This window comes from Symploca atlantica LB2515, assembly GCF_052546295.1.
Genome location: NZ_JBQWMT010000001.1, coordinates 2,847,544 through 2,860,161, shown reverse-complemented (window position 1 = coordinate 2,860,161; position 12,618 = coordinate 2,847,544). Strand labels below are relative to the sequence as shown.

At 40.9% G+C, this 12,618-nt stretch carries 8 protein-coding genes; all 8 read left to right on the top strand.

Annotation, left to right across the window (positions count from 1 at the left end):
* Positions 1-265 precede the first annotated feature (265 nt).
* The 8 genes from ureC (at position 266) to ACT7WV_RS11820 (ending at position 12,599) form a co-directional block, all read left to right on the top strand.
* On the top strand, positions 266-1,975 hold the full coding sequence (gene ureC / locus ACT7WV_RS11855) for an urease subunit alpha (protein ID WP_445103088.1): 1,710 nt from the start codon (positions 266-268) through the stop codon (positions 1,973-1,975).
* 256 nt (positions 1,976-2,231) lie between these two features.
* Positions 2,232-3,047, top strand: a complete 816-nt coding sequence (locus ACT7WV_RS11850) for a hypothetical protein (RefSeq protein ID WP_445103087.1) — start codon at positions 2,232-2,234, stop codon at positions 3,045-3,047.
* A 258-nt stretch (positions 3,048-3,305) separates the two neighbouring features.
* Positions 3,306-4,136, top strand: coding sequence for a hypothetical protein (locus ACT7WV_RS11845; RefSeq protein ID WP_445103086.1), 831 nt, complete (start codon positions 3,306-3,308; stop codon positions 4,134-4,136).
* Between the two features lie 903 nt (positions 4,137-5,039).
* The gene (locus ACT7WV_RS11840; RefSeq protein WP_445103085.1) at positions 5,040-6,350 is read left to right on the top strand and encodes a glycosyltransferase family 4 protein; all 1,311 of its coding nucleotides are present in this window, start codon (positions 5,040-5,042) and stop codon (positions 6,348-6,350) included.
* A 221-nt stretch (positions 6,351-6,571) separates the two neighbouring features.
* Positions 6,572-8,761 (top strand): GumC family protein, encoded by a 2,190-nt coding sequence (locus ACT7WV_RS11835; protein WP_445103084.1) that lies wholly within the window; start codon positions 6,572-6,574, stop codon positions 8,759-8,761.
* A gap of 199 nt (positions 8,762-8,960) precedes the next feature.
* Entirely contained in the window at positions 8,961-10,289 is a 1,329-nt protein-coding gene (locus tag ACT7WV_RS11830) for a flippase (RefSeq protein ID WP_445103083.1), read from the top strand.
* A 106-nt stretch (positions 10,290-10,395) separates the two neighbouring features.
* On the top strand, positions 10,396-11,304 hold the full coding sequence (locus tag ACT7WV_RS11825) for a glycosyltransferase family 2 protein (RefSeq protein ID WP_445103082.1): 909 nt from the start codon (positions 10,396-10,398) through the stop codon (positions 11,302-11,304).
* Entirely contained in the window at positions 11,301-12,599 is a 1,299-nt protein-coding gene (locus ACT7WV_RS11820) for an O-antigen ligase family protein (protein ID WP_445103081.1), read from the top strand. The genes ACT7WV_RS11825 and ACT7WV_RS11820 overlap by 4 nt, the downstream gene beginning before the upstream one ends.
* Positions 12,600-12,618 lie beyond the last annotated feature (19 nt).

Here is a 12,618-nt window from a genome sequence, read left to right as displayed (position 1 = left end):
TTCTGACATATTAATATTAAGTTAGTCAGCAAACATGACGTTCTTTACAGAAAAAATAAAATTGTTTTGTCAGTAAAGAGAATAGTGAAATTAGCTAGATCACTGATTGGCTAAAACTTAGGAAAGAAGGTAATTTATAAAAAGCGATGAGGATTACGTGAAGTTAGTATGAAAATTTTCTCAGAACCTTACCAAGCTTCTTACGGTAGCTCACCAATGCTAAAATAATCCCTTCAGAGGGTGCAAAAGAGGGAATTAATCCAGCATGAGCTACCGTATGGATCGTCGCGCCTATGCCGAAACCTATGGGCCAACTGTAGGCGATCGCGTCCGTCTCGCAGATACAGAACTATTTATCGAAGTTGAACGAGATTACACTACCTACGGCGATGAGGTGAAGTTTGGTGGCGGCAAGGTGATTCGAGATGGTATGGGACAATCCCCCATCGCCAACGCTGATGGTGCCGTGGATTTAGTAATTACCAATGCCCTAATTCTTGATTGGTGGGGCATCGTTAAGGCGGACATCGGTATTAAAGACGGTCGAATTTTCAAGATTGGTAAAGCTGGAAATCCCTACATCCAAGACAACGTAGATATAATCATTGGCCCTGGCACAGAGGCGGTAGCTGGAGAAGGGATGATTCTCACCGCTGGTGGTATTGACGCCCACATCCACTTTATCTGTCCTCAACAAATTGAAACAGCGATCGCTTCTGGTATCACCACTATGTTAGGCGGTGGTACGGGGCCAGCCACAGGCACCAATGCGACTACCTGCACCCCTGGCCCCTGGAATATGCACCGCATGCTGCAAGCTGCCGATGCCTTTCCTGTGAATTTGGGATTTTTGGGCAAAGGCAATAGTAGTCAACCCCAAGGGCTAGTAGAACAAGTTTTAGCTGGGGCGATGGGCCTCAAGTTGCACGAAGATTGGGGAACAACACCCGCAACCATTGATACCTGTTTGCAGGTTGCTGATCAGTATGACATTCAGGTGGCGATTCATACCGACACCCTCAACGAGGCCGGGTTTGTGGAAAATACAATCGCTGCCTTTAAGAACCGCGTGATTCATACTTACCACACAGAAGGAGCTGGTGGGGGACATGCACCCGATATTATCAAGGTTTGTGGTGAAGCTAATGTTTTGCCCTCTTCCACCAACCCGACGCGCCCTTATACACTCAATACCTTAGAAGAACACCTAGATATGTTGATGGTCTGCCATCACTTGGATCGTGGCATACCTGAGGATGTAGCCTTTGCCGAGTCACGGATTCGCAGAGAAACGATCGCAGCGGAAGATATTCTGCACGATTTGGGAGCATTTAGCATGATTGCCTCCGATTCTCAGGCAATGGGACGAGTCGGCGAGGTGATTATTCGTACTTGGCAAACAGCCCATAAAATGAAAGTGCAGCGAGGGCCTCTGGATACGGATTCAGAGAACCACGATAATTTTCGGGCAAAGCGATATATCGCCAAGTATACGATTAACCCAGCGATTACCCACGGCATTGCTGAGCACGTCGGTTCTGTAGAAGAAGGGAAACTAGCGGATTTGTGCCTCTGGCGTCCGGCGTTTTTTGGCGTTAAGCCAGAAATTGTGATCAAAGGCGGTGCAATCGCTTGGGCACAAATGGGTGATGCTAATGCCAGCATCCCTACACCTCAGCCAGTTCACATGCGTCCCATGTTCGGCAGTTTTGGGGGTGCGATCGCGGCAACATCCCTGACCTTTGTTTCCAAAGTAGCTTTAGAACAAGAAATTCCTGCCCAAATCGGTTTACAAAAACCAGCAGTTGCTGTCTCGAATACACGGCGGTTAAGTAAGCGAGACCTCAAACTCAATGACGCTTTGCCCAAAATAGAAGTTGACCCAGAAACCTATGAAGTTAGGGCGGATGGGCAATTACTCACCTGTGAACCGGCAACAGTTTTGCCCATGGCGCAGCGTTATTTTTTGTTTTAGGCTACTGGAGAGTGAACTACAACTTGAATTATTTGTAATATTACTGAGGATCTTCTTGATAAGAGAAGATCCTCCATTAGTAATAAGAGTAATACCACAACAGAGGGAGGCGATAGCTTCCTTATTATTATAAGCTTCTATGGTAAGCCCAGATAATCAACATCGGTTCCCTACAAAGTGGGTGAGCCTGCTTTCAGCATGGCGACTTACGCTCGATCTGCAATTAAAGAATTAATATAAAATCAAGGTGATTTCAATGTTTAATAAACGCTGTTGTAATTTATCTAATGGTAGTAAAAGTTTTGCTAAAGGAACAGCTGCCGCTGCTCTGATCGCCCTACTTCTTTATGGCTGTACTACCAAATTTGTTGACAGATATTCGGGTGAAGAAGAGAACGTTAGTGCAGAAGAAGTTGCAGAGGAGAGCAACAAACTAATTGGTCAAATAGTAACTGTAAGAAGTGAAGTTATCAACAAAGTAAGTAACAGTGCTTTTACAATTGGTGATCAGGATTTGTTCAATACTGAAGAAGTTTTAGTTCTCAATGGCACGGGTAAGACTTTTACTTTACCCACCGATAAAGATATAGAAATTCAAGTAACGGGCGAGGTTCAGAAGGTAGTTATCTCTGAGATCAGAAGAGATTTCAATTTAGAGTTAGATCCCCAAACGTATCAAGAATACAAAAACAAGCCAGCAATTATTGCCCAATCCTTTGCTATAGCGCCTAAACCGGGCGAGATTACCGCTGAACCCAGCAGATTTTATAATCAGCCTCTTGCTGTGCGGGGCGAAGTCGATGAAACGCTCTCCCAGGTTGCATTCACCCTGGACGAAGATCAGCTATTTAATGGCAGCGATTTGCTGGTTGTAAATATGAAACCGCAACAAACGTTCAATGAAGGCGACGAGGTTGTAGTTACTGGTAGGCTCCGCCCTGTAACTGTCTCAGAACTTGATAAGGACTATATTTTAACAGAAGATAAGGGAGTGCAAACGAGAATTGAGGAATTAAAACGCCAAGAAAAACCCGTCCTCATGGCTGATTTTGTATACCCCTCAGGCGACTAAAAGAGTAGACTCTAGATATTTTGCCTAGTAAGTTTTGCAATTCATTGCTAAGAGCAACAATACTCTTGAGCAAAATCTCTAATTAGATAGAGGAGATAGCCACTCCATAGAAGGAGGTGCTTACCTTACCCTAAGTCCTAAAGTAAACGTAGTTAATCAAAATCGGCTCAGCAAATTAAATAAGTGAGCCAATGCAAACATGGCACCTGACCTCACTAGCAGGATGCGCCGTGTGTTAAGTTGGGAGGAGTATATTCAATGTTTAATCAATTAAACAATAACCATTTTTCTAATCAGGAAAGCTTTGGTCAAGGCAGATTAGTTAAGTTATCGGGAAGCATCGCCTTGGCAGCAATGGCTATATTTATTCCTGCCTGTGCTAGTGATGTAGCTGAAACAACTGCTCCTGGAGTGGATGAGAACGTCTCTACAGAGGAGGTGGCAGAGAACACAGATGAACTCTTTGGTAAGACGGTGACTCTTAGAAGTGAAGTCGGCAAGAAACTTGATGATATTAGTTTTACTGTCGATGACGATGAGTTTTTCAGTGGTGAAGAAATTCTAGTTGTTAATGCCTCCGGCCAGCCTTTTGTTTTGCCGACTGACGATACAGAGGTACAAGTTACAGGTGAGGTTCGCCAGTTCAGAGCAGTTGAGTTCGAGCCAGATTTCGATTTCGACTGGCAACCTGGTACAGATTACGAAAACAAGCCTGCGATTGTTGCTCAGTCGATTGCTCTAGCACCGGAACCGGATGAAATTACTGAAAACCCAGAAAAATTCTATAATCAGCCTATTGCCGTCGAAGGTGAAGTTGCAGAAATAGTCGGTCCCAATGCATTCACTCTAGAAGATGAGGAACTTGTAGGCGGCAGCAACTTATTAGTTTTAAATCGAACAGCGCCGGCACAAGCACTCAATGATGATGAAGTAGTTGTAGTAACTGGTCAGGTTCGTCCATTTGTACTGGCTGAAATCGAGAGAGACTACGATTTAACCTGGGATTTGGATCTGCAAAGCAAGCTAGAAGCTGAATACCAAGAAAAGCCCGTACTCATTGCTGATACTGTTTATCCTTCAGCCCAATAAAGACTGCTTTATCTAAAAATATTGTCTTCATAGTCTGCACAAGCAGGCTTTTTTTTTCTTTTTTATCCAAGAAAATTGCTTTGAATAGAGAATAAAACAAAATAATTTCCGGAAAATATTATTATCTCGATTAATAAGCTACTAAAGAATAATTAACTACTTTATTTAGGCTAATATCAATGTTGGGTGAATTAAGGTATGGCAAGCACTTCAGTAAGGTCATTCTTCAATTTCAGCTAACCTCATAGCGGTATATTTGCCGAATGATAGTGCTCGCTATTAGGTTTACACAAAATTTAAGTTTTTCTAGTGGTCATTTACAAAAAAACTTATACAATGGGTGTACACAACAGTTTTTTTTGAACAGTGACTCTTGGGAACTCCTTTTCAAAAAAGAAAGTTGCCTTGCAATAACCTGAGAAGTAATGCCAATTAATTATTGTTTGTCTGACTTTCTCCTTTTCACTCATGAGAAAAAGTGTTTTTTATTACCAATTGAGAGCCACCTCCTTAACAGAGACATAGAGACACTAGGTGGGTATGGAATTTGGTATTGAAAAAGCAAATTAGTATTACAGCACGTTCCGAGTCAGCGTGATACAATTCCCCCCTAAAGCCCTTCAGACATGCGCCGAAGACTTAGGACAAGGGGGGATGTACTTCATTGAGTTGCAAACCGCTGTAGAGTTTAAGTCAAATACTGCGCAAACGCGATCGCAAATATCCACTCTTAATAATGAGGTTATTCAAGGGAATATCGCACCTGTAAATGCGCAGAACTAGGCTCAAAGGTTTTAGTGTTACTGCACTTGCAAGTAACTAGATTGATGTTGGCTGAGAATGCTCTTGTTATCCTGCAACTCTGTTTTTGTTCACACTAATTAACCAGTTGAGAATTGAAAAATGCTAGATATTGCTGCGCATTATCGTATGAAGAAATTCCAAGTAATTATGCTGGGACCCAGTCTGGAAGAAAAGGGTGGAATGGGTTCAGTAAGCAATCTCATCATTAATACAGCTCCAGATGGAGTTCAAATTCAGCACTTTTCTACCTGGGATGGAGAAGCAAGTATAAACTCAAGAGCCAATAGGTTAAAAGTGTTTATATTTACACTGATGACTTTCTTGGGGAAATTGTTCCTGGGTGAAGTTGATCTAGTTCACCTTCATATGGCTGAAAGGGGTAGCGCTTTACGAAAGTCTATCCTAATACTTCTGGCTAGGGCGTTTCGTAAGCCTGTAATTATCCATGCTCATGGCTGCGAGTTTCATTTATTCCATGCTAACCTTTCCCCGTGGAGTAAGCTAATACTCAATTGGATATTGCAACAATCTACCTATTTAATAGCTTTGTCAGAGAGCTGGAGAGAATTTTACATCAGCACTTGTGGCTTGAAGCCAGAACAAGTAATACTGCTCCCTAATCCAGTAGAAATTCCTGAATACATTCCAGAACGTGCCAATTCAGACAAACTGCATTTTGTCTTTTTGGGACGCATTGGCAAACGAAAAGGAGCATTTGACTTACTTCAGGCTTTTGCTGATCTCGCCCCTGATTGTAAACAACAGGTAAAGCTAACTATGGCGGGAGTTGGAGAAATACTAGAAGCGGTCAACTTTGCCAAAAGCCTCAATATAGGGCAGCAGGTTACCTTCCCTGGCTGGGTAAATAAGGCTCAACGCAATGAATTGCTCTCTCAAGCAAATGTCTTTTTGCTACCTTCTTATAATGAAGGTTTACCGATGGCATTACTAGAGGCCATGAGTTGGAAATTACCGGTAATTACTACCCCAGTAGGGGGAATTCCTGAAGTAATTACTCATGCTGAAACTGGTTTATTAATAGAGCCAGGTGATGTCAAAAGTTTAACCAAGGCAATGCAATCTTTGATTGAAAATGAGTCTTTAAGACTCAGTCTAGGAAATGCTGCTCGCAGAAGAGTATCTCCCCTTGATGTTAAAAAATACAGTTGTTCACTGTTTAGCCTCTATTGCTCTGCCTTGAGAACCGAAAAAAGTCGAGAAGCTGAGATTGAGTGGCTTAAAGAACAGCTAGTAGAGGTTAAGGTAGTTAGAGATAATCTACAACAAGACTGGGAGCAACTTAGAGAACAGGTGGGCAGCTTACAACACCAAATAGAAGAACAGCAAAAGGCTCTCCAAGAGGTTCTTAGACAAATGGAGAAAGCCAAAGATAGTCTCCCTGTGGCTTAACTAATTTCTACGATCAAGCTGACTCGGTAGTATTACCTAGAGGGGAGCTTATACTCATAAAACACTGGCATAAGATAAACTTAGTAGGCAGGGGGATCGCTAACCAAACAGAAAAATTATAGTTCGAGCAATAGGTGATTTTCCGGATGTCCGAGTCCCTAAATGGAATTATGATTACTTGACATAAGTTCTAGAGAATTACTACTTCTTTTAAGGGTTTCATGGCACTTCAAGAGTATCCAGAAGACATAGATTTTCAGAAGTATTGGCTGATTCTTAAACGACATTGGCTACTAGCAACAGGTGTCTGGGGCATTGTTGTCATCATCGCCACCTTGATGGCATTTTCAGTAGAACCCAGATATGAAGCATTTGGTAAACTGAAATTTAAGAAGCAAAATGCCACTTCTGGTTTAGTGACAGAAGCAGGAGAAAAAATTGGCAAATTAGATTCTTTAAATACCAAGGATACACCTCTAGATACGGAAGCAGAGGTAATTCGCTCTGCACCAATTGTGAATCAGACTATAGAGGCATTAAATCTCAAAGACGAAGAGGGTAAACCCGTAACCTACGAAGAGTTTCTGCAAAGCCTTAATGTAGAAGGGATTCGGGGAACCGATATCCTGATTATTTCCTATCAAAGTAGAGCAACAGAGGAAGCCGTCGAAGTAGTTGATACAGTCATGGCACTCTACACCAAAAATAATATTTTGGTTAACCGCTCTGAGGCGGTTGCAGCTCGGAAGTTTATTAGTGAACAGCTACCGAAAACTGAACAAATTGTTCGTAAAGCAGAAGCTAGTTTACGTAATTTCAAAGAGCGCAATAATATCGTAGATCTTGAGCAAGAAGCTAAGTTTGCTGTGGGAGCTATTGATACCTTAGATAGTCAAATAAAACAGTCTCAGGCTGAACTAGAAAAAGTAACGGGTCAAGTTGGAGAGCTTCAGCAAAAGCTAGGCACATCCTCAGAAGGAGCCTTAGCTCGTAACTATCTGAGTGAGTCTTCCGGAGTCCAACAGGCGCTTGTAAAGTTGCAAGAAGTCGAAGATCAACTAGCTGTTGCGCGAAGCCGTTTTCAGGAACAGCACCCAAGAATTATTGCTTTAGAGAGCGAGAAAGCCTCTCTAACAGAGCTGCTAGAAGGGCGGGTAAGTAAGGTTATTGGTAAGCAACAAGCTCCAGACGGAATTTTTCAGACAGGGGAGCTTCAGGAAAACCTCAGCGAATATTTAGTTATTGCGGAGGCACAACGTCTGGGAATAATCAAACAATTAGAGTCTCTCAATCGTATTCAGTCAGTCCAAAGACAACGAGCCAAAGTTTTACCAGAACTAGAACAAACACAACGTGATTTGGAGCGACAGCTAGAAGCTGCTCAATCTACTTACGAAATTCTCCTAAACAATCTCCAACAAGTACAAATTGCCGAAAATCAAAATGTAGGTAATGCTCAAATTATTAGTGAAGCTGTCGCCTCAAAGTATCCAGTTTCTACCAGTAAAAAAATAGTTATTGCGGCAGGCATTGTCGTAGGCAGTCTGCTTTATATCGTGACTGCATTTATCTTAGAGTTAGCTGATCCATCTATTAAAACAACTAAAGAAGTAAGAAATATTCTGAAGTATACATTGCTGGGAATGATTCCTTCTTCAAGAAAAAAACTCACTTTCTCAGGCATAAAAACTACAGGTACTGCACCAGAACGCCAGGTTAGGGATCTGCCTGACTCCCTAATTAGCGAAGCCTACAAAATGCTGCAAGCAAACTTGAAGTTTCTCAGCCCAGATCGTGAGCTAAAAGTTATTGTTGTTACCAGTTCTGTTCCTAAGGAGGGTAAGTCTACAGTCTCAGCAAATTTGGCTATGGCGATCGCTCAACTAGGGAGCCGCGTTTTGTTGATTGATGCAGATCTGCATCATCCACAACAACATCATATTTGGGAATTAACTAATGAGGTGGGATTAAGTGAGGCTATTGTTGGTCGAGCTGAATTAAATAAGTCTGTTAAAAGAGTAACAGATAACCTCGATGTTCTGCCATCTGGGGTTGTTCCTCCGAATTCTTTAGCTTTACTTGATTCAAAGCGCATGAATTCATTAATTGAGGATTTCTCCAAAGCTTATGACTTGGTGATTATCGATACTTCTCCTCTTTTACTAGTAGCTGATGCTCTAACATTAGGAAAAATGAGTGATGGTATTTTATTAGTAGTTAGACCAGGGGTAATAGATACCGTTAGTGCTAACGCGACGAGAGAGCGTTTGATACAATCTGGTCAAAATGTCCTGGGTTTAGTAATTAACGGTGTAATAGTAGAAAATGAGCCGGACAGTTACTTCCATCATGCTAAGTCTTATTCCGATAAAGTGGCTAAGCAACCTATAACTTCTGTTTTTAAGTCTTAGTTTTTTATTTACTTAGTCTATTTTTAATTCAATAAATTAATTAGTGAGCCAGTGTGCTTATTTAGAAGCTTGTGAAAGCTTCTATTTTCAACAAATTTGCAAGTTGAAGCACACTATTTTGAGATTATTCAAAAGGATAAAAATATTGCCCCCCTGAATGAAAATTATATTGCGTGCCAATAAACTTTAATTCTCAAATATGTTAAATAAATTAAAAGCAGTACTTCAAAATACTAGTCCTAACTTGCGTAAAATTCTCGGCAATATTAGCTGGTTATTAGCTGAGCGCATTCTACGCATGATTGTCGGCTTTTTTGTGCTTGCTTGGATGGCCCGTTATCTGGGAGCAGAGCAATTTGGTGTACTAAACTACGCAATCGCCTTCGTTTCAATTTTTACAACTTTTGCCCAATTAGGTTTAAACCATATTGTGGTGCGGGACTCTGTTAGTGAATTATCTAGCAAGGATGAAATTCTTGGTACTGCTTTTTTCCTCAGGCTAAGTAGCGGGGTCGGCGCTTTTTTGTTGGCTACTGCAAGTATTTTTTTGCTGCGTCCTGACGACCCACTAAGTCGTGTTTTAGTCGTAATCGTTGCAGCCAGCTTAATTTTCCAGGAGTTTGATGTCATAGATTTTTGGTTTCAGTCACAGATTCAGTCAAAATACGCAGTTTTGGCAAAGAATACAGCTTTTATTATTATGACGCTGGTGAGAATTGCCTTACTGCGGAGTCAAGCTCCCCTAGTTACTTTTGCTTGGGCATTTTTAGTGGAAAGTGCTTTGACGGTCATTGGTTTAGTAATTGTCTATCAAAGGAGTGGGCAAAAAATTCAGGCTTGGCATGGTAAGTGGCTTCGAGCAAAAAGTCTGATGAAGGTAAGCTGGCCGCTAATATTTTCTAATTTAGCGATTGTGGTTTATTTACGGATTGACCAAGTAATGCTGGGACAGTTGGCTGATGATAATGCGGTTGGTGTTTATTCAGTAGCAGTGCGACTATCGGAAGTTTGGCCATTTATGGCAACGGCTGTTGTCAGATCAGTGGCATCTTCGATTATTGAAGCTAAGAAAGTTAGTGAAGAACTCTACTACGAAAAAATTCAACAAGTATCCAATTTATTGGTATTGATGGTTTATGTTATAGCTATCCCTATAACCTTTTTTTCTACTCATCTAATTACCTTAGTATTTGGCCCTGAATATTCAGCAGCAGGAGTAGTATTGTCAATTCATATATGGTCATCTGTATTCGTCTTCTTGGGTTATGTAAAAGAAGTATGGATAGCCACAGAAGAGTTGGCTGGATATGCTTTAGTTTCTAGCTTTGTTGGAGCCGCGATCAATATTTCATTAAATTTATGGCTGATACCTATTTACCGAGAGGCTGGTGCAGCAATAGCAACAGTCATCTCTTATGGATGCGCCGATTATGTTATGTGCTTTTTATATCCCCAGGCTCGTAAGTTCGGTATGGTAATGACTAAAGCGATGGCTCTCAATGTATTTACTCAAATAAAGATGCGTTGACAAAAATACTCACAATAAATATGTTCTCTCGAAGATTCTGTTAGTTAGTATTTGTAATTACTTGCAAACTAAATAACAATAAGTAAGTAAATACAGGAAATATAGTATGAATAGTAATCCTTTAGTTAGTATTTTAATTAACAACTATAATTACGCTCGTTTTCTCCCAGAAGCTATTGATAGTGCTCTAAACCAAACTTATTCTAACATCGAAGTGATTGTAGTTGACGATGGTTCTACGGATGACTCTCGAAAAATTATCAAAACTTATGGAGATAAAATCGTACCAATCTTAAAACAAAACGGTGGGCAGGCTTCTGCTTTTAATGCAGGCTTTGCTGCTAGTAAGGGAGAGATTATCTGTTTTTTGGACTCCGATGATATTTTTAAGCCCGGAAAAGTTACAGATATTGTTAATATATTTGCCGAGAATCAAGATGCAGGCTGGTGCTTTCATGCTCTAGAATTTGTCGGTAATAATTCTCAAAAATTTGTTCCAGAAACGTATAATGGCGTATCAGGAAAATACGATATTAGATCAGATATCCAGCGAGGTAAATTAAACGGAAAACTGCCGTTAGCTGGTACTGCCACTTCTGGTGTTTGCTTGAAGCGTTCGCTTCTACAGTTAATTTTACCAATGCCGGAGATTATTAAAATCACCAGCGATGATTACATCAAATATACTGCTTTGGGTATAAATCAAGGTTATATAAAATTAGAGGCTTTGGCGCTACAAAGGATACACGATAGTAATGCTTATACCCTGAGAAATGACAAACAGAAACTCAGGGCAAAAATACAAGTTTTAACTGCTTATTGGATGAAAGCTAATTTTCCTAGCTTATCTACTTTTACTAACAATATCTTCGCAGCAGGAATGAGCATCTACTGGCGCAATGGAGGTATTGAATCTGAATGCCAGAAACTTGTCAAAAATTACCTGTCATCAACAACATTTTTAGAAATGTTTGAGATTTATGTGAGGGCTTTTTACTACCTTCTAAAACCATGAATCCACTATTAAACTTTCTAGAAAAGAAGTTTACAATTTTTTCCTTGACTTTTTTGACAGGACTGTGGCGTTTCCAGAGTTTATATTCTGACCCAGACCCCAAATCTGATGGACTTTCTGCACACAATCCTTTAGATCCTCTAATGTCGCTGTTGCAGTATGGAATTTACGCAGTGGCATTCTTCCTAATTATCGCCCGTTGGAAAAGCTCTACTCGTACTGCCTTAAGAGATCAACTTGTTTGGATTTTAGCAGGAACTGCTTTGATCTCATTCCTTTGGTCTGATTTTCCCGATTGGTCACTAAAGAAGGGTATCACCACATTACAAACAACTTACTTTGGCTTGTACATGTCTTCCCGCTTTAGTTTAAAACAACAGCTACAGATGCTGGCATGGGCTTTGGGGATTGTTGCTGTGCTGTCGCTATTATTTAGCCTAGCGTTCTCAGGAGCTGCCATAGAAGCTGGGGCAAATGAAGGAGCTTGGCGTGGACCATTTGTGCAGAAAAATATCCTAGCTCGTCTTGTTGTTCTTGGTGCAATAGTTTTCTTGCTACTTACTCTGGACAGTCCTAGACCTCGTTACCCTCTCTGGGGTGGCTTGCTCCTCTCAGTTGCTCTAATTCTGCTGACAGGCTCCAAAACGGCTCTACTACTATTTATAATAATTGTACTTGTTCTACCTCTGTACAAATCTCTGCGATACAGAGACACGATAGTCATTCCTCTAATCATAGCTGTAATTCTGGTGACGGGAAGTATAGCGGTTTTGCTTATTGGTAACTGGGAAAACTTACTCCTAGGCCTAGGAAGAGATCCAACTCTGAGTGGCCGCACTGATCTGTGGGAATTGGCTATTGAGAAGATTGCGGAACGCCCCTGGTTAGGTTACGGCTATCAAGGATTTTGGCAAGAAGGAGGGGGAGCTGAGGTTATTTGGAAAGCAGAAGGGTATAAGCCGCCCCATGCTCATAACGGTTTCGTCAATATAAGTCTTGATTTAGGTTTGGTAGGGCTGGCACTTTTTTTACTAACTATTGCCATAACTTATATACGCTCAATAGCTTGGTTGCGCTCAAGTAAAACGGCTATTGAGCTATGGCCAATCTGTTATGTGACCTTCTTTTTTATGTACAACCACAGTGAAAATACAATAATTGAGCACAATTCTCTTTTCTGGACTTTGCTGGTAGCTGTATCTCTTTCTCTAAAGCGCATTAAGTCAAGGGAATCTGATCAGGATGAAGAAACTGAAGAACACTCTGAATATATCAAAATTACTGGACATGGTTAAAGCACAATGGTCTACTTTT

Excerpts from the sequence above, each read along its gene's own strand:
- ureC (WP_445103088.1), top strand. The coding sequence starts at position 266 with ATGAGCTACCGTATGGATCGTCGCGCCTATGCCGAAACCTATGGGCCA.
- ACT7WV_RS11850 (WP_445103087.1), top strand. The coding sequence starts at position 2,232 with ATGTTTAATAAACGCTGTTGTAATTTATCTAATGGTAGTAAAAGTTTT.
- ACT7WV_RS11845 (WP_445103086.1), top strand. The coding sequence starts at position 3,306 with ATGTTTAATCAATTAAACAATAACCATTTTTCTAATCAGGAAAGCTTT.
- ACT7WV_RS11840 (WP_445103085.1), top strand. The coding sequence starts at position 5,040 with ATGCTAGATATTGCTGCGCATTATCGTATGAAGAAATTCCAAGTAATT.
- ACT7WV_RS11835 (WP_445103084.1), top strand. The coding sequence starts at position 6,572 with ATGGCACTTCAAGAGTATCCAGAAGACATAGATTTTCAGAAGTATTGG.
- ACT7WV_RS11830 (WP_445103083.1), top strand. The coding sequence starts at position 8,961 with ATGTTAAATAAATTAAAAGCAGTACTTCAAAATACTAGTCCTAACTTG.
- ACT7WV_RS11825 (WP_445103082.1), top strand. The coding sequence starts at position 10,396 with ATGAATAGTAATCCTTTAGTTAGTATTTTAATTAACAACTATAATTAC.
- ACT7WV_RS11820 (WP_445103081.1), top strand. The coding sequence starts at position 11,301 with ATGAATCCACTATTAAACTTTCTAGAAAAGAAGTTTACAATTTTTTCC.